The 22,076-nt window shown below is 68.7% G+C and carries 12 protein-coding genes; all 12 read left to right on the top strand.

Annotation, left to right across the window (positions count from 1 at the left end; all coding sequences use genetic code 11):
• The first annotated feature begins 7 nt into the window (after positions 1-7).
• The 12 genes from ACYVLV_RS03035 (at position 8) to glgX (ending at position 22,074) form a co-directional block, all read left to right on the top strand.
• A complete protein-coding gene (locus ACYVLV_RS03035) occupies positions 8-325 on the top strand; it encodes a hypothetical protein (RefSeq protein WP_460807590.1) in 318 nt (105 codons plus the stop codon).
• Entirely contained in the window at positions 322-729 is a 408-nt protein-coding gene (locus ACYVLV_RS03040) for a GPW/gp25 family protein (protein WP_460807591.1), read from the top strand. The genes ACYVLV_RS03035 and ACYVLV_RS03040 overlap by 4 nt, the downstream gene beginning before the upstream one ends.
• Complete coding sequence (locus ACYVLV_RS03045) at positions 726-3,203, top strand: putative baseplate assembly protein (RefSeq protein ID WP_460807592.1); 2,478 nt, start codon at positions 726-728, stop codon at positions 3,201-3,203. The genes ACYVLV_RS03040 and ACYVLV_RS03045 overlap by 4 nt, the downstream gene beginning before the upstream one ends.
• Positions 3,200-5,797 carry a baseplate J/gp47 family protein gene (locus ACYVLV_RS03050; RefSeq protein WP_460807595.1) on the top strand — a complete coding sequence of 866 codons (2,598 nt, stop codon included), beginning with the start codon at positions 3,200-3,202 and terminating at the stop codon, positions 5,795-5,797. Before ACYVLV_RS03045 ends, ACYVLV_RS03050 begins: the two co-directional genes overlap by 4 nt.
• Complete coding sequence (locus ACYVLV_RS03055; protein WP_460807597.1) at positions 5,794-7,935, top strand: hypothetical protein; 2,142 nt, start codon at positions 5,794-5,796, stop codon at positions 7,933-7,935. Before ACYVLV_RS03050 ends, ACYVLV_RS03055 begins: the two co-directional genes overlap by 4 nt.
• Before the next feature lie 48 nt (positions 7,936-7,983).
• Positions 7,984-11,079, top strand: a complete 3,096-nt coding sequence (locus ACYVLV_RS03060) for a DUF6519 domain-containing protein (RefSeq protein ID WP_460807598.1) — start codon at positions 7,984-7,986, stop codon at positions 11,077-11,079.
• Positions 11,079-11,414 (top strand): hypothetical protein, encoded by a 336-nt coding sequence (locus tag ACYVLV_RS03065; protein WP_460807600.1) that lies wholly within the window; start codon positions 11,079-11,081, stop codon positions 11,412-11,414. Before ACYVLV_RS03060 ends, ACYVLV_RS03065 begins: the two co-directional genes overlap by 1 nt.
• Before the next feature lie 11 nt (positions 11,415-11,425).
• Positions 11,426-12,631 (top strand): Pvc16 family protein, encoded by a 1,206-nt coding sequence (locus tag ACYVLV_RS03070; protein ID WP_460807602.1) that lies wholly within the window; start codon positions 11,426-11,428, stop codon positions 12,629-12,631.
• On the top strand, positions 12,628-14,607 hold the full coding sequence (locus ACYVLV_RS03075; protein ID WP_460807604.1) for an ATP-binding protein: 1,980 nt from the start codon (positions 12,628-12,630) through the stop codon (positions 14,605-14,607). The genes ACYVLV_RS03070 and ACYVLV_RS03075 overlap by 4 nt, the downstream gene beginning before the upstream one ends.
• Entirely contained in the window at positions 14,604-17,840 is a 3,237-nt protein-coding gene (locus ACYVLV_RS03080) for an eCIS core domain-containing protein (RefSeq protein ID WP_460807605.1), read from the top strand. Before ACYVLV_RS03075 ends, ACYVLV_RS03080 begins: the two co-directional genes overlap by 4 nt.
• Positions 17,841-17,875: 35 nt before the next feature.
• On the top strand, positions 17,876-19,834 hold the full coding sequence (gene malQ, locus ACYVLV_RS03085) for a 4-alpha-glucanotransferase (protein ID WP_460807607.1): 1,959 nt from the start codon (positions 17,876-17,878) through the stop codon (positions 19,832-19,834).
• A gap of 116 nt (positions 19,835-19,950) precedes the next feature.
• Positions 19,951-22,074 (top strand): glycogen debranching protein GlgX, encoded by a 2,124-nt coding sequence (gene glgX / locus ACYVLV_RS03090; RefSeq protein ID WP_460807609.1) that lies wholly within the window; start codon positions 19,951-19,953, stop codon positions 22,072-22,074.
• The last annotated feature ends 2 nt before the right edge of the window (positions 22,075-22,076 follow it).

Here is a 22,076-nt window from a genome sequence, read left to right on the forward strand (position 1 = left end):
ACCTCTGATGCCCGGCCCGGTGGTGACGATGTCGTCGACGATCATGTGTGCCCACGCGGGCACAGCAACCGCGACCACGCCCGCGCCCAGGGTGATGATCGGGGGCACACCCGCCGTCACGATCTCCTCGCCCTACGTGGTGGCCGGCTGCGCGTTGACCGGCACGGGTGCGCCGCCTTGCGTGAGTGGTCAGTGGCTCGTCGGAGCGGTGCGCACCACCACCGGGGGGCAACCCTTGGCCCTACAGACGGGCAGTTCCCTGACCACCCCACCGGGCACGCCGATGATGCCGCTGGTCGTCCAGCCGAGGGTGTTGGCGACATGACGGCGACGACCCCGGATTCCCAACCTCCGTCGTACCCCCTGCGGATCGGTTTTCCGTATGCCGTCGACGGGCGCGGCCGCACTGCCTCGTGCACCGAGGGGGAGCACGTGCGTCAGCTCATCGAGCAGGTCCTGCTGACCTCTCCGGGTGAACGGGTGATGCGACCGGGTTTCGGGGGGTCCCTGATGCAACGGGTCTTCGAACCCGGTGGCCCGGAGCTGCTGTCCACGACGCAGTACGTCGTCCAAGCGACCCTCAGCCAGGAACTGGGCGACCGGATCACCATCGACGAACTCGTGCTCGATTCGCGCGACAACGCACTGGTCGTCACGGTCACCTGGACGTTGCTCCGCACCGGGCAGCAGGCCTCTTCGGCCATCGTCATCCCCGGGACGACGTCATGACGCGCTTCGGCTGCCGCAACGAGTACCGCCTGCGGGTGTTGAAGGAGGCGGATGCGGCGACCACGCCCAATGCGATCGAGTACGTCGAGGTGCGGGATACCGATGAACCGGACAACGCCCTGCGGCAACGCACGTTGTACCTCCGCACCATCCACCCGGCTCCGGCGCCGGGCTCGGTCGACGAGATCACGCCGGCCAACGTCTCGATCACCGGTGGTGATCGCGTGCTGGAGGTCGAGGTCGAGTGGGTGGTCCGGGCCGACGCATCCGGGGGGTCGGTCCCCGGCGGCCTCAGCGCAGCGCAGTGGGCCGAACTGACCGACGATGTCGACGAACCCGATCACGTGCTGGTGGTCCGGACCGAGGTCCGGGGGGATTTCTCCACCTACACCCTGGCCCTGGTGGTGGCTGGTTCAAAGGCCCACCTCGCCGGCTTCGATCCCGAACTCAGCACCGTGGCGTTGCGCTTCAAGGTCGAGTGCCCGACCGACCTCGACTGTGCCTCCGCTCCTGAGTGTGGGGCACCTGCAACCGGCGAGACGCCACGGATCGACTACCTCGCCAAGGACTTCACCGGGTTCCGCCGGTTGATGCTGGAGCGGCTCTCGACCCTGTCGCCGTCGTGGGCCGAACGCAGCACCGCCGACATCGGGATCACGGTGGTCGAGCTGATGGCCTACGTCGCGGACGAACTGTCCTGGCGCCAGGACGCCATAGCGACGGAGGCCTACCTGGGCACCGCACGCAGCCGGGTTTCGCTGCGCAGGCACGCCCGTCTGGTGGACTACCGCCTCCACGAGGGGTGCAGCGCTCGCGCACTCGTCCGGGTAGAGACGACCGCGGCCAACGCCAACCTCCCCCGGGGCACGGTCATGTTCACTCAGGTGCCGGGGGTGGACCGCACCGTGGGGGCCGGTAGTCAGGCTCTCTCCGAGGCACTGCTTCACCACCCTGCGGCCTTCGCGACCTGCGCGGAGGCGGTGGTGCACGTGGACTGTGACGAGATGGAGCTCTACGGGTGGGGTGACCCCGAAGCCTGTCTGGCCCGGGGTGCCGTTTCGGGCACGCTCACGGGTCGTCCCCACGTCGGCGTGGGGGACCTGATCGTCCTCGCCGAGATCGCTAGCCCGTCGACGGGCAAGACGGAGGATGCCAGCCCCACTCAACGCTTCGCCGTACGTCTGACCGAAGTCACCCCTGACGTCGACCCGGCGGGAGGCCTGTTCGACGTACCCGCCACGGTGGCGGACAAGGAGGTCACCCGGATCGCCTGGCACGCCGACGACGCACTGCCGGAAGCGCTGCCGCTGCTCCACGCCGAGAGCCGAACCCCCACCGCCGTCGCCTGGGGAAACATCGTGCTCGTCGACCACGGACTGCCGGTGGTCGGCGAAGAGATGCCGCCCGAGTCACCCCAGCTGGCCCGCTCGCCGTTGGCTTATGTGGTGCCCCCACCCACCGACGACACCCCCGCATCAGCAACGCTACTTGGTCTCGAACCACGTCTGGCGGTGCCGGCAATCGAGCTCGCCGGCACCTTCCTCACCGTCGACACGGCCTGGAAACCGGTCGCCGATCTGTTCGCGAGTTCGCGGATCGACCCGCACTTCGTGGTCGAGCGGGAGGGTGACCTCTCGGCCGCGATCCGCTTCGGGGACAACAGACACGGCAAGCGTCCCGAGGTGGGAACGAGCTTCGTGGCCGACTACCGACTCGGCGGCGGGACGGCGGGCAACGTCGGAGCCGAGTCGATCACGCACGTGGTGACCAACAACCCCTCGATCATCGGAGTCATCAATCCGCTGCCTGCCGCTGGTGGGGTGGAGCCGGAGAGCCCGCAGGAAGTACGACGCGACGCACCGCATGCGTTCCTGGTCCAGGAACGAGCGGTCACTCCGGCCGACTACTCGGAGATGGCGCAGCGGATGGGCGCCGTCCAGTCGGCCGAGACCACCATGCGGTGGACCGGTTCGTGGCACACCGTCTTCGTGTCCGCGGATCGGTTGGGAGGAGCCGCGGTGGACCCGAGCTTCGGATCGGATCTGCGGACCTGGCTGGAGAAGTACCGGATGGCGGGATACGACCTGGAGGTCGACGTGCCCGTCTTCGTCCCCCTCGAGATCGACCTGCTCGTCTGCGTCGAGGCCCGGTCCTTGCGTTCGGAGGTGGCCGCCCTCGCCGGACGTGCCCTCGGGACTGGGATCGCCTCGGACGGAACGCGGGGGTTGTTCCATCCCGACCGGCTGACCTTCGGCTCCTCGGTCTACCTCTCGTCGGTCTACGCCAGCCTGCATGCCATCGCGGGCGTGGAGTCGGTGTCGGTGAGGACCTTTGAGCGACTCGGCCAACCGCACACCTCCGGTCTCACGAGTGGGGTTCTGGAGATGCAGCGTCTCGAGATCGCCCGCCTGGACAACGACCCCAACTTCGCGGACCGCGGTCTGCTGACCATCCGCACCGGGGGTGGACGATGAGTGACCCCACCTCGACCACAGCAGCCGAGTGCGGCTGCTGTCCGCCACAGCTGCTCAGCACGCCGCAACCGGTGGTCAATCGCGCCGGGTTGCCGGAGGTCGCCTACCGGTGCGGCACCTGGCGCCAGTTCCGGGCGACCATGCAGAGCGACCTGTCGGCGGCACGAGGCGCCCTGGCCGAGTTGCGCACTCGCGACGACGCCGATCCCACGGTCGCCCTCCTCGATGCCTGGGCGGTCGTGTGCGACGTGCTGACCTTCTACAACGAGCGGCTCGCGCAGGAGTCCTACCTCACCACGGCCGTCGAACCGGTCTCCCTGCAGGAGCTGGGCAAACTCATCGGCTACGTGCCGGACCCCGGCGTCGCCGCCGAGACCGACCTGGCCTTCACCCTCGAACGACCACCCACCGTTCCGGCGCTGAGCACCGACCCAGGGCTCGCACCACCCACCACCCCCGAGGAGATCGTGCTGCCAACCGGGTTGCGGGTGCAGAGCATCCCGGGACCAGGGGAGACCCCGCAGACCTTCGAGACCGTGGACGAGATCGACGCCCGTCCCGAGTGGAGCTCGATGCCCCTGGCTCGCACACTGGCGGCTCCGGTGCGCCAGGGGGACGTTTCGGCCTGGTTCCTGGGGGCCACCTTGAACCTCCAGGCGGGAGCCGCGGTCCTGATCAGTGGTCGGACGCCGGCGACCACTGACTTCGTCAACGACCGGTGGGACTTCCGACTAGTCACCCGGGTCGAGATCGACCGGAGACTCAACACCACCGCCGTGGACTTCGAGTGGCCGCTGGGTTCCTTCGTCCCTCCCAACACCCCGGCCGCAGAGCCGGCCGCCCATGTCCTGCGTCAGCGACTCAAGGTGTTCGGGCACAACGCCCCGGTGTGGCCCACCCTCGACGTGACCTACCGCTCGGGGTACGCCGCGTCCCGGACCGGCCATAGTGCGACCCAGGAGTCGATCATCGCAGCCAGCGAGTGGCACGGGTTCGACTCGACATCCCTGTCGGGGAGCTCGGTGATCGTCGATCTGGACGGGGCCCACGCCGATGTGGTGACCGGGTCGTGGGTCGTGGTCTCCCAGGAGGACGACACCTTCTACCGGGAGCTGTACGAAGTCGTCGGGCGCGCGGAGCTGTCCCGCGCCGAGTTCGGCATCTCCGGCACGGTGACGCGCCTGACCCTGCGCGGCGAGTACCGGCGCTTCGGCAGTCCCCGACAGGTGACGGTCTTCGCGGTCTCCGAATCCCTGACGTTGACCGAACGTCCCGACCGCAGCGAGGTCAGCGGCAACGACCTCATCGTGGACGGGGACGCGAGCGACATGGCACCGGGCCGGAAGATCCTCGTCTCGACCCCGACGATCGAAGGTGCCGCCGAGGCGGGTGTCGTCGAACAGGTCCGGGCCTGGGGTGTCTCACCCGGCGGCGAGCCCCGTACCCGCATCACCCTGGTAGCCAACCTGGTGCGTCACTTCGACCGCATCGACACGGTCGTGTTGGGCAACGTCGTGACCGCCACCCACGGAGAGACCGTCCACGAGATCCTCGGCGGTGGCGACGCCCGGCGTCCGTGGCAGAAGTTCGCGCTCACCCAGGGCCCGTTGACCTTCGTCCAGGCTCCTTCCGCGGAGGGGTCCGCCTCCACCCTGCACATCAGCGTCGACAGCGTCGAATGGCCCGAGGCGGCCACCCACTTCGGTGCCGCAGCGGGGGAGCGGACCTTTACCCACACGCGCTCCGCCGAGATCAATCCCGCCACCGACCAGCCCTACGACGTGGCGAACTTCGGCGACGGTACCCACGCCGCCCGGGTGACGACCGGCAGCAACAACGTCCAGGCCAGATACCGCAAAGGCCTGGGCAGTGCCGGGAACCTGGCCGCCAACCGGCTGGCGCAACCGCTCGACCGGCCGTTGGGCCTGAAGGCAGCCACCAATCCGCTCCCGTCCGGCGGTGGTGCGGATCCGGAGCCCCCCGATCGGGCCCGTCGGAGCATGCCGGTTTCGGTGCGCACCCTGGGGCGTGCGGTGTCGCTGGCGGACTACGCGGACTTCAGCCTGGCCTTCTCCGGGATCTCTCGGGCGACCGCACGGGTCCTCTCGCTGCGTTCGGGGCGGACCGTCGTGGTCACCGTGAGCGGGCCGGACGCGGGCCCCGCGGCGCCGAGCACCATCAGCCACCTCCGAGCAGCGCTCATCGACCTGGGCGATCCTCTCGTGCGCGTCGAGGTCGTCGCGGCGCGACCCGTGCCGGTGCGCCTCGCCCTGCGAGTAGGAGTCGATCCGGCCTACGCCACCCCCGACGTCATCGGCAGCGTCGGTGCCATGTTGCTCGCGGGCTTCGCACCCGTCGTGCGTGACCTGAGCGGCGTCATACCGGCCTCGGCCGTCATCGCCAGCGCACAACTGGTCCCCGGCGTCGTGGGTGTCGACCTGGACCGGTTCTATCGCGTCGGTGCCGGTGGATCGCAGTTGAACGACAGGCTGTTCGGCTCGGTCGCCACCATCGGCCCGACCGGAACCCCCCTGGGAGCCGAATTGCTCGGTCTCGCCGCGGACCCGTTCGACTGGTTGGAGCCGATGACATGAGCTCACCCCTGCCCGCCGTGGATCGGCTCTACGGATTGCTGCCCCAGATCGTCCGGCTGCGAGACATCGAATCTGGTCAACCGCTGCGCGAGTTCCTCGACATCATGGCCACCCAGGTCGAGGTGATCAGCGATGACCTCGACCGGTTCTACGCCGACCAGTTCATCGAGACCGCTGCAGACTGGGTGGTCCCCTACATCGGCGACCTCATCGGCTACCGGCTGGTCAACGGACGTGCGCCCGGAGCCCCGTCGCCACGCGCAGAGGTGGCCAACACGATCGCCTACCGTCGCCGCAAGGGCACCGCCTCGATGATCGAGCAGCTTGCCCGAGACGTCACCGAATGGCCAGCCCGCGCGGTGGAGTTCTTCGAACGGCTCGCCACGACGCAGTACCTCAACCACCCCCGCCCCCACGCCGTCGGCACCGTGGACCTCCGCCGCCGGGCAGCGGTGGGTGAGGTCACCAGACTCGCCGGGGCCTTCGACGACGTGGCCCACACCGCCGACGTACGGGCCATCGGTGCCACCGCACCGCATGGGCGGGGACGACACAACATCCCGAACCTCGGCATCTTCTTGTTCCGCACCCAACCGATGCCGCTCCAGCGCAGCAACCTGCGATCCCACTCGAACGACCGGCAGCGCTACCGTTTCGACCCCCTGGGCGCCGATACGCAGTTGTTCTCCAATCCCGTCCCGGAAACCGAGATCACCCACCTCGCCACCCCGGCGAACGTGCCCCTACCACTGACGGTGCGGTGGTTCGACGACCACGTGACCGACCTCTACCGCGCCGACCGCGGGTTGATGGTCGAGGTGCGGTCGGGCGCCGTACTCACCGAAGTTCCTCTGGCCGACGTGCTGCCCTCGGACCTGAGCGACCACGCCGGTGGATGGGCCAACCAGCCGCCTGCCGGGAAGGTGGCCATCGATCCCGAACGCGGTCGGGTGTACTTCGGGTCTCCTCTGCCGGCTGGTAGCTCGCCGGTAGCGTCGTTCTATCTCGGATCAGCGGTACCGGTCGGAGCGCGGACCATCATCCGTCGGGAAGCCATCACCGATCTACCCCAGCCCACCCTCCTCGCCGACGGAGGCGGGTCGCTGCAGCCCGGTCTGGACTCGGTCGCGGATGGCGGCACCCTGCGTCTGCAGGACTCGGCGCGGTGGACGCCGAGCCCCACGGTCAGGGTCAACGCCCCCGGACCCGGGCAACCCACGACCGTGGTTGCCGTGGTCAGTGAGGCGAGTGCACGACCGTTGATCAACGCACCCTCGGGATTGCGTCTGGAGATGGCGGCCGGCTCGACCCTGCTGTTGGACGGCCTGATGATCGCCGGTGGTCCGGTATTCCTCGACGAGGCCGGCGATGACCAGTTCCGCTCGATCACCTTGACCGACTGCACCCTGGTCCCCGGTATCACCCGCACCGAATCAGGGAAGCCTGCGCGACCCGAGGCGGCCAGTCTGATCGTGTTGGATCCCTTTGCGACGGTCACCCTGCAGGGATGCATCACCGGACCCATCGTCCTGGTCGAAGGAGCACGGTTGGTCATCGACGGCTCGATCATCGATGCCGGCGCGCGGACCGGTGTGGCGATCAGCGGACGCGAGGCGCAGGGAGGACTGCGTTCGGTGTCGACGCCGGCGGATCTCCTGGTCGGGGACGGGCTGGCGGAGGCGGGGGAGGTCAGGATCGCGGCGTCCACGGTTATCGGTGGTGTCCACGCCGTGCGGCTCGACACGACCGACTCGATCCTCCTCGCAGCCCTCGGGCCCGGTGACCCCCGGTCCGCACCGATCTGGACCCAGCGCCGGCAGGTGGGCTGCCAGCGGTTCTCCTGGTTGCCGGCCGAATCCCGCACCGGGCGCCGGTTCCGCTGCCAACCGGACCGAGAGGCTTCCCCGGAGCTCATCGAGCGCATGGTGCCGCAGTTCACCTCCCTGCGCTTCGGGGACGCGGCCTACGGCCAGCTCGCCGCCGACACCCTGGCCCCGATCCGGCGCGGCGCCGAGGACGAGTCCGAGATGGGCGCCACCCACGACCTGTACGCACCTCAGCGCGAGGACGACGTGACGACACGCCTCGAGGAGTACCTCAGATACGGGATGGAGGCGGGGATCTTCTATGCCACCTGATGACTCAGCCCGACCCATTCCGAACCAGCAACAGGAGAGGAACCACTGATGGGCGCCGACCTCAGTCGCGTGCGATTCGATGCACGCGCCGACATCAACAAGATCGTCCAGCAACAGGGCCGCGTGCTTCTCGACGCCGACGCCAACGAGCAGCAGGACGTCACCGACCGGCGGCAGCGCGCTCAGGCCGCCGATCTGGGCAGTTTCGGTGTGCGAGCCGACCTCGCCGGCACCGCAGTCGTGCCACGCACGACCCCGGATGCCTTCACCCTCCGCTTTGTCGGGGGCGCGCTCCGGTTGGGGCGCGGCCGGATGTACGTCGACGGACTGCTGGCGGAGAACCACGGCACCGGTACCTCCGAGTTCGACCCGCTCCTGGCCGAACTCCGCGGGGCCGACGACACGCCCTATCTCCAACAGCCCTACTGGCCCGAACCGGACCCGCTGCCGACCGGTGGCCGCCATCTGGTCTACCTCGAGGTGTGCGAGCGCGAGGTGACCTGGGTCGAGGAACCCGACCTCATCGACCCCGGCGTGGCGGTGGACACCACGGCTCGTGCCCAGGTGATCTGGCAGGCGAGGGTGCACGCACCATCCACCCCGGGTATCACCTGTGCGACCGCGGATGCGGACATCCCGGGCTGGGAGGACGTGCTCGCCGCAACATCGGCGCGGCTGACCGTGGGCACCATCCCGGTCCCGCCGGCCGACGATCCCTGCAGCCTGCCGCCAAGCGGTGACTACCGCGGCCTGGAGAACCAGACCTATCGCGTGGAGATCCATACTCCCGGCCCGGCCGGAACCGCCACGTTCAAGTGGTCGCGTGACAACGCCACGGTCGCCATCCCCGTCGTCGAGGTGACCTCCTCGAGCCGCCTCCGCCTGGCCTCCCTGGGCAAGGACGCCGATTCGCTCGGCATCGAGAGTGGTCAGTGGGTCGAGGTCCTGGACGACGCCCACGAGCTGGCAGGGAGAAGCGGTGAGCTGCGCCAGATCACGGTGCACCCCGAGGACCAGTCGGTCTCCTTCGCCCCGGCGCTGCCAGCCGGGTGGCCGACGACCACGCCGGCCGCCACGGAAGGACACCTTCGGGTCCGACGTTGGGACGGCACCTCGGGAAGCACGACCATCCCCGCACCCGCAGCGGCGGTGGAACTCGAACACGGGATCACGGTCAACCTCACCGCGACACCGGGCGAGTTCCGCACGGGGGAGTACTGGATCTTCGCCGCCCGGACCGCCACCGCGTCGGTCGAGATGTTGGACGCGGCGCCGCCGCACGGTCCACACCGTCACCTGGCACGCCTGGGAATCATCGAGGGTGCCGCCGTCATCACCGACCGGTGTGCTCCGCTATGGCCACCGGAGTACGACGGCGACGACTGTGCGTGCACCGCGTGCGTCAGCACCGAGGGGCATGCCAGCGGTGCGTTCACCATCCAGGACGCCCTCGACAGGGTCGCCGAAGCGGGGGGAACCGTCTGCCTCGGCGTCGGGGACTTCCGGATCGACCGGCCCCTAGTTCTTGCCCAAGCGGCCGGAGTTCGCCTGCGTGGTCACGGTCCGACCACGGTGATCAGAAGCGACGCCGGGGCGTTGGTGGCCGAAGCCTGCGCGCACATCACGGTCGAGGACCTGACGATTGTCTCCTCAGGCAAGTTCGATCGGGATCCCTCGGGGGGCAACAGGCCCGGCAGCATCATCGGGGTCAGGGGTTGCGTGGCCACGACCCTGCAACGGCTGACCATTCGGGCCGACGGGGAGGAGGGTCCGAACGTGGCCGCCATCACGCTGAGCGACCTATGCGTTTCCACCAGGGTCCACGGCAACGACCTGGCCGCACCGGTGGGGGTCTGGGCAGCCGCAGATGTCGAGGTCCCGTTGCTGGTCGATGACCTCACCATCACCGAGAATCGGATGACGTGCACAGTGACGGGCGTCTTCGCCGCGGACGCGGTGCTGTTCGCCCACGACACGCGAATCGCTGAGAACCGGATCGAAGCCGCACGAGGAGCGGGCATCCACCTGGGTGGAGTGCTCGACGGCGCGGCCCGGGTGCAGATCAAAGACAACCGGATCACGGTGGGCGGTCATGGCATCGTGTCCGTCGGAGGCGTTGCCATCACCGGAAATCACGTCAGCTCCGGCGAGCAGACGGTCGACGAGGAGTCGCACGGGATCCAGGTTCGCCCCTCGCAGCTGCCCGGGCAAGCTACGACGACCACCTCGCACAACCAGGTCGAGGGATTCGATCGGGCACTGATCATCGAGTCCGTCGGTGAAGACGTCGAGGTCAGCGGCAACGACGTGACGCACTGTGGCAACGGCATCTTCATCTCCTCCCGGACGGCCGGGATCGATGTCGCCGTCCGTCACAACTCGGTGACCGAGATCGGGGAGAGAGGCAGCGGCTCCGGCAGCATCCAAGGAGTCCTGGTGGCGGGCGCCGGCAGCCTGGTGGCCGCCGAGAACACCATCGGAAACATCGGTGCCGGCCTGAAGCCCGAGCAGACGGCCATCGGACTCGGGGTGATCGGCACCCTGAGCTGCCGCCTCACGACCAACCTCGTCTACGGCGTGGGCAACACCGACGGCAGCAACATCAGTTTCGACTACGCGATCGCCGGAACAGTCCTGGCGACGTTCACGAACAACCAGTCCCTGCACGACCTCGACAACGACGGTCAGCGCGCCACCGGGTTGTACGTGACTGCCGCGTCCAGGTTCGCCGTCGACGGACGCAGAGCGATGATGGCCGCGAGTTCGCGGGGCAGCGTCGTCTACGCCTCCGAGGATCTGGTCATGGTGCAGGGCCTGGAGAACAGGGAGCCGTCGGTCGCGGTCGCGGACAACACCTTGACCGGCGGACACCTGGGGGCCGCCATCAACGCTGAGATCGCCGGAACGATCCTCCTGTCCCACAACCACTGCACCTGTCCCGACCAGACCAGCGGGGCCATCACGGTCACCGCACTCACGGCCGCCATCACCGGCAACCGGGTCTTCGGCGGAGCCCCCTCGATGCAACTGGCCGTCTCCAAGGAACGCCTCACCGTGCTCGGCAACCTGGCTTCCAACGGGATCTCGGCCCCCGGAGGGCTCGACTCCCGTTGGGCCTCCCTCAACCTGGACGGAGTTCTCTGATGGCCCCCCGCACCCCACCGAACCTCGACGATCTGGTCAACCTGACCCATCTCGACGGGGTCATCAAACCCCTGGCCAGCACGGCCGCGGCCCGCCAGAAGCTCGTCACGAGCCGACGACTCACCGTCGTCGACGACCTGAGATCCGCCCCGGGCCTCGTCGAGGACGGGCAGGTCAGACGCTTCTTGACGAAGTCGCGAGCCAACGCAGCGGTCGATCGTGCCGAGTCGGACAAACAGCAGGCCGCTGCCCTCGCCCAAGCGTTCGCCGAGGCCGCCCCACGCTGGGCCAAACAGGTGCGCGCACTCACCGCACTACTCCACCGAGGGACCTGACAGGCCGGGCCATGAGCAATCCTCTTGCCGTACCCACCGTCAGCGCCGCCCTGGTGACGCTGATCCAGGGTGCGGTCGACACGGTCGGCCTCACGCCCGGACCGCGGGTCAGCGCAGGGTCGTTGGAGGACACCGGCGACAACGCGCGCGTCAGCGTTCACCTGTACCGCGTGAGCCGGGACGAACACGCGAGCAATCGGGACCTGCCGACCCGCAGCGCTGCCGGCGACCTCCGATCCCGTCCAACCGTGGCCCTGAACCTGCACTTCCTCCTGTGCTTCCGCGGCGATAGTGACTTCGACGCCCAGACCATGTTGGCGGTCGCTGCCGTCACCCTGGAGGCGAACGCGCACCTGAGCGCGCAACTGCTGACCCTGACCGAGGCGGATCATCCCGAGGTGGCCGGGCACGACCTGGACGAGGCACCGTTCCCGGTGCGGTGGGGCGCGGACTCCCTGAGCGTGGACGAGCTGACGAAGATGTGGGCCCTCTATCCCGCCGGGTCGTTCGGTCTCACCCTCGCGGTGCAGGCCGGCCCCGTGCTGGTGGAGGCCGCCGCGGTGCCGACCTCTGGCCCGCCCGTTCAGGCTTTCGCTCTGGGCGCGTACCCGATGACCGCCCTGCGCCTCGACAGTGTCGGTGGCCCCCAGGGGCCGGGTGCTCAGGTTCGCGCGGAGACACCCATGCCGGATCTGACGCTGCGGGGAGCCGGATTTACCGCCGCGGACGACGAGACGGTCGTCGTACTCATCGACGGGGTCGAGTTCACCGCCAGCGACGGCGGCGCCACCCACCTCACGGTTTCGGCTCCCTCACTGTTGCCCGGCGCGCACCGCGTTCAGGTCCGCAAATGGGGGCCTCCCATCGACTCAGACCTGTCGGGGACGCCCACCACTGTCATCAGTGAGAACCGGGTGGTCATGGTGGTGCCGACCCTGGTGGACGCGACCGCGTCGAGTACCACGATCACCACCGACGTCCGGCCGGCGTTGACCTCCGACGAGCGCGTGCGGCTGTTGCTGGATCCGGTGTCGGGCGGTCCCTCGGTGGCGCTCGTGCCCACCGGATTGACCGGCACAGCGGTGTCGATCGTGGCGTTCTCCGCTGCCGAAGTGGCGTCCGGGCCCTACCGGCTGACCCTTGAGGTCAACGGTGTGCGCAGCATCCCCGCGCTGGATGCTGCGGGCCATTACATCCAGCAGGAGGTGATCTTGTGACGAGCACCTTCGGGGTCCCCACCGATGCCCCCACCGAGGCTTGCGCCGATCATGAGGCGACCTGGCACAGGGACAACCAGCGTCATCTGACGCTTCGTGCTGCGGCTGTCGCCGATCGACTCGATGGCCGACCGGAGGCCCGACCAGATGGTGGTGAAGGGCCCGCTCACGCGGCGGCCTTCGTGGCGCAGGAGGTCCTCGCGCGCACCGGCCGCCGAGTCGCGGTCGATGCGGTGGCGGCCCTGTTCGGCCTGACGACCTTCGAGACCGACATCCTGGTCGCCGCGGCGGTCCCCGAGTTGGGCCTCACGGCCGCGACGGGTCCGGTGACCTTCAACCGGGCCCTGGCGATGCTCGCCGATCCCCACTGGAGCGCGTTGCTGCCGGACTCGCCGCTGCGTGGGTGGGGCCTGCTGGACCTCCCCGACAGCATCCCGGGCGCGGAGTACGGCGGGCTGGGGGAGCTCAGCCTGTCGGTGGACGAGCGCGTTCTACACGCCCTCGCCGGCGCTCAGACCCTTGACAACCGGCTGGCCGGACGGGCCGAGATCGGAGTGCCCGTCTGTGAGGTGTCGCAGGAGCATGGTCGGTCCGCGGCCGATCTTGCCCGGCTCGTCGCCCCCGGACCCGGCCTTCGACCGGTGTTGCTGACCGGTGAGGACCAGCTCACACGTCGACAGGTCGCCCTGCTGGCCGCGACGGGGTTGGGGTTCGGGCTCCTCGTGGTCTGCGGGGACGAACTACCCGGACATCCCGCCCAAGCCGACTTGTTGGCGCGGATGATCGCCCGAGAGGCAGGGCTGGGGCACCGACTGGTCCTCGTCGAGTCGGGCGACCCCGCAACGGCGACCGCTTTCGCCGATCGATCCGCCCTGGTGGGTGTCCCGGTGACCGTGTCGTCGTCGACCGTGCCAGCGGGTGGCAGGGCCGGTGACCTTCCCGGGGTGCCCCTGACCCGGACCTCGGCGGCGGACCGGACGCGTTTGCTGACCGAGACTCTGGCCCCGCTCGGGCTGTTCGCGACACCAGATCAGGTCCGTCGGTGTGCCGACCACCTCCTCACCCCGTCCCAGATCGCCTCAGCGGTGGATCGAGCCGTACGGCTGAGCGATGAACCGGAGACGGTGGGCGAACAGTTGGCCACCGTGTGTCGTTCGCTGGCCACGCGGCCTCTTCACGACCTCGCCACGGTGTCACCCGGCCGAGCCGGTCTGGACGACCTGGTTCTGCCTGCTGGTGCGCAACGCAGTCTGCGCGCCGTGGTGGCGACCGTCCGGCAACGCTCTCGAGTCCATGGCGACTGGGGGTACGGCGAGCGCGCTCGTGGGTTGGCGGTGACCGCACTGTTCGCCGGGCCCTCGGGCACCGGCAAGACGATGGCTGCAGAGGCGCTGGCCCATGAGCTCCGGCGTGACCTGATGGTCGTCGACCTCAGCCAGGTGGTGAGCAAGTTCTACGGGGAGACCGAGAAGAACCTGGCGCTGTTGTTCGCCGCCGCAGAGGCTGGCTCGGTGTTGCTGTTCGACGAGGGGGACGCACTGTTCGGGCGCCGGACCACGGTGCACACCAGCCACGACCGGTACGCCAATCTCGAGGTGGCCTACCTCCTCCAACGTCTGGACACCTTCGACGGGATCGCGATCCTCACCACCAACGCACGCGACAACGTCGATCCGGCGTTCATCCGGCGGATGCGATTCGTGGTGACCTTCCCGTTCCCCGACCCGGCCCAGCGTTCCCGCCTGTGGAGTCTGGCTTTCCCGGTCGGCGTACCCACCGACGGTCTGTCCTACGAGCGTTTGGGGCAGTTGGCGGTCAGCGGCGGCACCATCACCCAACTCGCGGTGCATGCGGCCTTCATCGCCGCCGACGAGGGATCCGCGGTGACGATGCGACACGTCCTGGACGCTGCACGGATCGAATGCGACAAGCTGGAGCGGCCGCTGGCGGCCAGTGAGATCAAGGACTGGGTATGAGCCCGGCTCCGGCGGGTCCACCGGCCAGTTCCACGGCGCTGGGGCTCTCGGGAGCCAGTCAGCCCCTCGAGCCGGGTGTCCGGGACCTGCTGTCCACGTCCTTCGGGCACGACTTCTCGCCGGTCCGTATCCATGCCGGGCCCGAGGCGGCTCAGGCGACGCGCGAAACGGGGGCTCTGGCCTACACCGTCGGCCACGACGTGGTCTTCTCAGCGGGCAACTACGACCCCCTGACCAGCCGGGGACGTGGCCTGATCGCCCATGAACTGGCCCACGTGGCCCAGCACCGCGGTCGCGCCTACGCCCCGAACTTCCTGGTTGCCCACCCCACCGCGTCCGTGCCTGTCGCCGACCGTCGGCTGGAACGGCAGGCCCACACCGCCGCTCGTCTGGCCGGCGGCGGCACCCGTTTGCCCGCCAACTGGGCGTGGGAGAAGGCCCGGAGCCCGTTCGTCGGCAGGACCGAGACGACACCCTCCGGATGGGCGGCACCACCAGCGCCGTACGACGTCGAGTACGCCGGCGGCTCCCGCACCATCACCTCTGAGCAGTGGAGCGCCGAGGACCCCGCGGTTGCGCGGATCAATCTGGGGGAGTTCCGGGTGCCTCAGCGGAAGGGACCCTGGGCCGCGGAGTACGACCGGATCGCCCGAGCAGGCGGACTACAAGCCACGATCGCGGTCGATCCGGCCCGGCGGATCCGGGCCGACATGTGGCAGCAGCGAGCACCCACCTCGCAACTGCGGAACCTGTGGCTTCTGCGCGTCGGTTGGACCGCAGCGCAAGCGGCGCAGTGGTGGCACGACGCCGGGGGCACCGCGAGCGCCGGAGGCGCCTTCTCGCCTGCCACCAGTGGCGGGTCGGCGCAGATCGATCACGTCGTCGAGCTGCAACTCGGGGGCACGAACGTCCCTGAGAACCTCGCCCCCCACACCGGTCCCGACAACGAGGCCAGTGGGCGCGAGATCTGGGCGATGATGCGTGGGGCGGCTCAGAGTGCCGCGACCCAGATCACGGGACGGCCCGGCGGGCGGGCTCTGCGAAGCCTGTCGTTGTCGTTCTCCTCTGCGGCGCAGGACGGCGCCTACGAGAATGCCTCGGCGCTGGCGGCGCTGCCCCAGGCAGCGGATGCTCGCGACGCCGTCATCGCGGCTCGGCGCGGTACGGCGGTCACGGCCCTTCAGGTGCACTTCACGGCCCTGGCCGACAGCGTGGCGGGAACCCGTCCGAGTGCAGAAGACCGCAGCGCCGCGGCGGCTGCTGTCGCCGCACTGTCCGAGTATCCGCTGGCCGCAGGACCGAGCACGGCGACGCTGCGGGTGCCAGCCACACCCGGATCTCAGCCCGACCTCATCGAGAACTCCGAAGTGCCGGCCAATCACGCCGCACGGGAGCTGATCAGCGGGCTCGCCCTGGCTCACTTGACACGTCCTGTTCGTGAGCGGGGGGCACACGTCATCGAGGGGTGGTTGGGAGACGACGAGAAGCATCCGGCGCGCGCGGGCACACGTATTCCGCTGTCTCTTCGCAGCGAAGCCGACAAGAAGATTGCCCTGCGAGTGACCCAACCTGGGGGAGTACTCCGGCTCCAAGGTGGTACCAAACGCCTGTCCTTCACCTATCCCTATCTGTCGGCCGGAACGCTCGACCTCACCACCGACGACGTCGGCAACCTGACGGGCCACGGCTCGCTCATCCCCAGCGTTCCGCTGCTGCGCCGGGTCCCGATCACCGTCGACTGGGACAGCCAGGGATTCCGCGGCTCCGTGCAAGCACCCACCGACCAGCTGTCCCTGCCGCCCTTCCGGATCACCGAGGCCGCGCTCACCGTGAATCTGGCGCCCGAGTTGTCGGCGGGCGGACACGTGGCCTTCGAACTGGGCCGCCACGCGCAGGGACGGATCGAGGCGGGCGCCGACGCCCAGGGGTTCTTCGCCCGCGGCAACGTCACCGCCACCATCCCGGGCCTGGACGCGGCCGAGGGTCGGGTGGAGTACCGCCCCGCCACCGGGCTGAGCGGCTTCGTGGTCGTCCACGCCTCACGGCCCTCGGGATTGGTGCGCTCGGGGGAGGCCCGATTCGACTTCACCCGCACCGGATGGACCGTCGGCGGACAGGTCGATGTGATGTTGCCGGGCGATTCACCGGCTCAGCTCACGGTGCGCAAGGACGGCGAGCGCATCATCTATGCGGGCCGCGCCACCCTGAACGTGCCCGGACTGCGGCCGGTCGACGTCGCGTTGCGCTACGACGGCGAACGACTCTCCGGCACGGCGCGGACAACGTTCACCGTGCTCGGAGCCAACGGTGAGATGGAGTTGCGTTACCGGGAGGGTCGATTCTCCGGGACAGGATCGATCGCCCTGCAACGCGGCCGGTTCTCGGGCCGGCTCGAGGCGACGATGGACCAACAGGGCCGTCTCAGTGGCAGGGGAACCGGGTCCCTGGTCATCCGACCCGGCCTGGTCGCCACGATCGGCATCGAATACGGAACCGACCGACGTCTGAAGACCACCGGGGAACTCCGCTTCCCGCCGTACCGGTTCCTCGAGCCGCGCGGCAACCGGTATCAACTGTTCCAACGCAGCCTGCCCGACATCCCGCTGTTCGCCATCCCCACACCGATCGGCTCTGTCGGTCTGGTTGCCCGCATCGGGGGCGGCATGGCCGCGCACTATCGGTTCGGACCCGGGGAGATCCGAGACATGGTGATCCGGGCGACGCTCTACCCCCTCGAGGACGACCTGCAGGCCGAACTCAGCGCGTCGGCGCGGCTCGTGCTGCCCGCGGAAGCTGGCCTGGAACTCTCGGTGCGTGCCGGTATCGGCGCTTCGGTGGCTATTGCCAGCGCCACCGGTGGGATCACCGTGACCGGCGGCGTGGTGTTGCGCGGTGGTCTGGACGCCAGCGCTTCGCTGACCTATGCGCGGGACCTGCTCACCTTCGACGCGCGGGCTCGGATACAGGTCGAACCGGTCCTCACGCTGCGGATCGAGGCGGACGTCATGATCGAGGCAGTCGCCGCCGGTCCCTGGCGATGGCCTTACGAGTTAGCTTCTTACAGCTATCCCACGGGGTTGACCTTCGGCATGGTCGCACCGTTCAGCTACCGCAGTGACCAGGCCCTCCGCCTTCCGTCGGCGAGCGATATCGAATGGATCGTGCCCCAGATCGACGTCGCCGCGCTGGCCACCCAGATCGGGGGGCAGGTACGACGAGGGATCGGCTTCTGAGGTGCCGGTTTGACAGCCTCGATCATGCTTGAGGGGTGACCTACTCACCCGAGCTCCGTGCATTGGCTGCTGCCCACGACGTGGGATGCGAGTACGAAGGATCCGACCGGAAGATGGTGTACGTCGACCCGGAACTGGTCGTTGCCGTCCTCGAGATGCTCGGCGTGGATGCCTCCACCCCAGAGACGATTCGTCGGGAACTGGACATAGTCCGCGAGCGCTCGGACCGCGTTTCGCTGCCGCCGACGATCGTGATGCTCGAAGGCGACTCACGAGCGCTGGAGGTCCCGGCTCGAGTGCTGCTCGAGGACGGGACCCAGCTACCGGAGAGCGACGCGCTGCCTGGTGACCTACCCCTGGGCTGGCACCGGGTGATCAGCGCGGAGCAGGACGTCACCCTGATCGTCGCTCCGGCCCGGATGCCCGGCATCGATCTCGCCTGGGGATGGATGCTGCAGCTCTACTCCCTGCGATCTGCCCACTCATGGGGGATGGGCGACTTCGGAGATCTCGCCGACTTCGCGCACCGCGCGGCCACCGAACAGGGAGCCGGGGTGATCCTCGTGAACCCTGTCCAGGCCGTCGCTCCGACCCACCCGATCCAGCGCTCGCCGTACTCCCCGGCAAGCCGGCGCTTCGCCAACCCGATCTATCTACGAGTCCAGTCGATTCCGGCCTTCGTCGGTGCCGAGGCGGACACTCGCGCAGCCGTGCTGGCCCAGGCTCCGGAGTCGGACACCGAGCTGATCGATTACGACGCGGTGTGGGAGGCCAAGCTGAACGCGCTGGAGATCCTGTGGGCCACCGGACCCGAGCGCTCGAACAACGACGACCCCGAGCTCGCGGACTTCGCCACGTTCTCCGCCATCGCCGAACAGCACGGGGGTGACTGGCGGGACTGGCCGGAGGAACTACAGGACCCGGCGGGCCAGGCTGTCTCCGGACTGCGGACGAGGCTGGCTGACCGCATCGCCTTCCACTCCTGGCTCCAGGAGCTCTGTCGAGCACAGTTGAATGCTGCTCGAGACGCGGCGCGGGACGGCGGGATGGGCGTCGGAATAGTCCACGACCTTCCCGTCGGCGTCAGTGCAGGGGGCGCCGACACCTGGTCACAGCGTGAGATGTTCGCGCCCTCGGTCCGGGTCGGCTGCCCGGCCGATTCGTTCAACGAACTGGGACAGGACTGGGGCCTTCCCCCGTTCCGGCCGGCCGAACTGGCCCAAGCGGGCTACGCGCCCTTCCGTGAGGTGGTGCGCAGTGTGTTGCGCCATGCCGACGGCATCCGCATCGACCACATCGCCGGCTTGTGGAGGTTGTGGTGGATCCCGCCGGGGGAGCCCGCTCACCGGGGGACCTACGTGCACTACGACGCGGAAGCGATGCTCGCCGTCCTGAGCCTGGAAGCTCACCGAGCGGGAGCGATCATCGTCGGTGAGGATCTGGGCACGGTCGAGAAGATCGTCACCCGCACGATGCACGACCGCGGGATGCTGAGTTCCGCCGTGCTCTGGTTCGAACGCGACTGGGATGCGCCCGGAGAGCCGTTCCTCGCTCCCGCAGACTGGGAACCCGAGACGATGGCGAGCATCACCACCCACGATCTTCCGACCGCCGCGGGGTGGTTGGAGGCCGACCACGTCAGCCTGCGCGCGTCGCTCGACCTCATCGAGGGGTCGGCCGACGAGGCTTTCGCGGCTGCCGCCAGCGACCGATCAGCGCTCATGGATCTCCTCGGTCGTGAGGGCATCCCCACCGAGAGCCCCATTGTCGCGCTGCACGCCGTGATTGCTCGCGCGACCTCACGCCTGGTTCTCAGCGCACCCGCCGACGCCGTCGGGGAGCGGCGGCAGCCCAATCTGCCCGGCACGATCGATGAGTACCCCAACTGGCGCATCCCCCTGACGGTGTCGCTCGAAGAGTTCTTCGAGGACCCCCAGGTCAAAGCGGCGGTCGAACCGCTGCGCGCTGCCCGACCGCACACTGACCCGGGCTGAGCCGGGCCACACCTGACTGGACCAGCAGACACCATAGAATTGGTCGAGCCGAACCGGTCAGTGTTGGCTGGTCATTCAGTCGCCGCAACTGTGGCGACACCAGATCGAGGAGAATCGTGCGCGCCTGGCCCGGAAACGCCTACCCATTTGGTGCCACGTACGACGGCGTGGGCACCAACTTTGCGCTGTACTCCGAGGTCGCCGAGAAGGTCGAACTGTGTCTCTTCGACGACGAGGGCAACGAGACGAGACTGATCCTCGACGACGTGAGCGGGTTCGTTCACCACGGCTACGTTTCCGGGGCAGGCCCCGGGCAGCGCTACGGCTACCGGGTCCACGGACCCTACGAGCCCGAGAAGGGCCTCCGCTGCAACCCCAACAAGCTCCTCGTCGACCCCTACGCCAAGGCGTTCTCGGGCGGCGTCGACTGGCACGAATCGCTGTTCGGCTACGAGTTCGACGACCCGGACGAGCGCAACGACCTCGACTCCGCCGGGCACGTGCCGTACTCGCTTGTCGTGAGCCCGTTCTTCGACTGGGCCAACGACCGGGCTCCCAAGACGCCGTACAACGAATCGGTCATCTACGAGGCACACGTCAAGGGGCTGACCATGCAGCACCCGGGGGTCCCCGAGCACCTCCGCGGCACGTACGCCGGGATCGCGCACCCCACGATCGTCAAACACCTCACCGACCTGGGGGTCACCGCGATCGAACTGCTGCCCGTGCACCAGTTCATCACCGACCATGGCTTGACCGAACGTGGACTGCGCAACTACTGGGGCTACAACACGATCGGCTTCTTCGCCCCGCACGACGCCTACGCCGCCGAACCGGCCGGACAGGTCCAGGAGTTCAAGCGCATGGTCCGGACGCTGCACGAGGCCGGCATCGAGGTGATCCTCGACGTGGTCTACAACCACACCGCCGAGGGCAACCACCTCGGACCGACCCTGTCGATGAAGGGCATCGACAACCAGTCCTACTACCGCCTGGTGGAGGACGACGAGCAGTTCTACATGGACTACACCGGAACCGGTAACTCCCTGAACGTCCGCAGCCCGCACACGCTGCAACTGATCATGGACTCCCTGCGCTACTGGGTCACCGAGATGCACGTCGACGGATTTCGGTTCGACCTCGCCGCGACCCTGGCCCGTGAGTTCTACGACGTCGACAAGCTCTCCACCTTCTTCGAACTGGTCCAACAGGATCCCGTCGTCAGCCAGGTCAAGCTCATCGCCGAGCCGTGGGACATCGGCCCGGGGGGCTACCAGGTGGGTGGCTTCCCGCCGCTGTGGACCGAGTGGAACGCGGAGTACCGCGACGTCGTGCGCGACTTCTGGCGTGGGGAGCCGGCGACCCTGGGCGAGTTCGCCTCCCGGATCACCGGATCGTCCGACCTCTATCAGGACAACGGCCGGCGGCCCTACGCCTCGATCAACTTCGTCACGGCCCACGACGGGTTCACCCTGAACGACCTGGTGTCCTACCAGGACAAGCACAACGAAGCGAACGGTGAGGACAGCCGTGACGGCGCCGACGACAACCGTTCCTGGAACTGTGGCGTCGAGGGCCCGACCGACGATCCGGAGGTCCTGGCCCTCCGGGCGGGTCAGCGGCGAAACCTGTTGGCCACCCTGCTGCTCTCCCAGGGGGTGCCCATGATCCTGCACGGGGACGAGATGGGGCGCACCCAGCAGGGCAACAACAACGCCTACTGCCAGGACAACGAGCTCTCCTGGGTCGACTGGAGCTTGGCGGAGGCCAATGATTCCCTGGTGCAGTTCACCGGGGCACTCACCGAGTTCCGCAAGAACCATCCGGTGTTCCGCCGGCGCAAGTTCTTCGAGGGCAAGCCGATCCGCAAGAAGGACGAACTGCGGGACATCGCCTGGTTCACCCCGGCCGGTGAGGAGATGACCGAACAGAACTGGGACGACGGCTTCGGCAAGTCGATCGTGGTGTTCCTCAACGGTGATGCGATCGCCGACCGGAACGCCCACGGCGAGCGCGTGGTGGACGAGTCGTTCCTGGTGGCCTTCAACGCCCACCACGAGGACATCGAGGCCACGCTGCCGGAGGAGGACTACGGCCCGGGCTGGAGCGTCGTCATCGACAGCGCGTCGGGCACCGTGGGCAGTGCTCCGCTCGGTGACCTTGGTGACGTCGTCGCGGCCGGCGGGACGGTCAACCTCCCGGGCCGCTCGCTCGTCGTACTCCAGCGGGTGTCGCCGTGATG

The organism is Nocardioides salsibiostraticola (assembly GCF_054783655.1).

Excerpts from the sequence above, each read along its gene's own strand:
- ACYVLV_RS03035 (WP_460807590.1), top strand. The coding sequence starts at position 8 with ATGCCCGGCCCGGTGGTGACGATGTCGTCGACGATCATGTGTGCCCAC.
- ACYVLV_RS03040 (WP_460807591.1), top strand. The coding sequence starts at position 322 with ATGACGGCGACGACCCCGGATTCCCAACCTCCGTCGTACCCCCTGCGG.
- ACYVLV_RS03045 (WP_460807592.1), top strand. The coding sequence starts at position 726 with ATGACGCGCTTCGGCTGCCGCAACGAGTACCGCCTGCGGGTGTTGAAG.
- ACYVLV_RS03050 (WP_460807595.1), top strand. The coding sequence starts at position 3,200 with ATGAGTGACCCCACCTCGACCACAGCAGCCGAGTGCGGCTGCTGTCCG.
- ACYVLV_RS03055 (WP_460807597.1), top strand. The coding sequence starts at position 5,794 with ATGAGCTCACCCCTGCCCGCCGTGGATCGGCTCTACGGATTGCTGCCC.
- ACYVLV_RS03060 (WP_460807598.1), top strand. The coding sequence starts at position 7,984 with ATGGGCGCCGACCTCAGTCGCGTGCGATTCGATGCACGCGCCGACATC.
- ACYVLV_RS03065 (WP_460807600.1), top strand. The coding sequence starts at position 11,079 with ATGGCCCCCCGCACCCCACCGAACCTCGACGATCTGGTCAACCTGACC.
- ACYVLV_RS03070 (WP_460807602.1), top strand. The coding sequence starts at position 11,426 with ATGAGCAATCCTCTTGCCGTACCCACCGTCAGCGCCGCCCTGGTGACG.
- ACYVLV_RS03080 (WP_460807605.1), top strand. The coding sequence starts at position 14,604 with ATGAGCCCGGCTCCGGCGGGTCCACCGGCCAGTTCCACGGCGCTGGGG.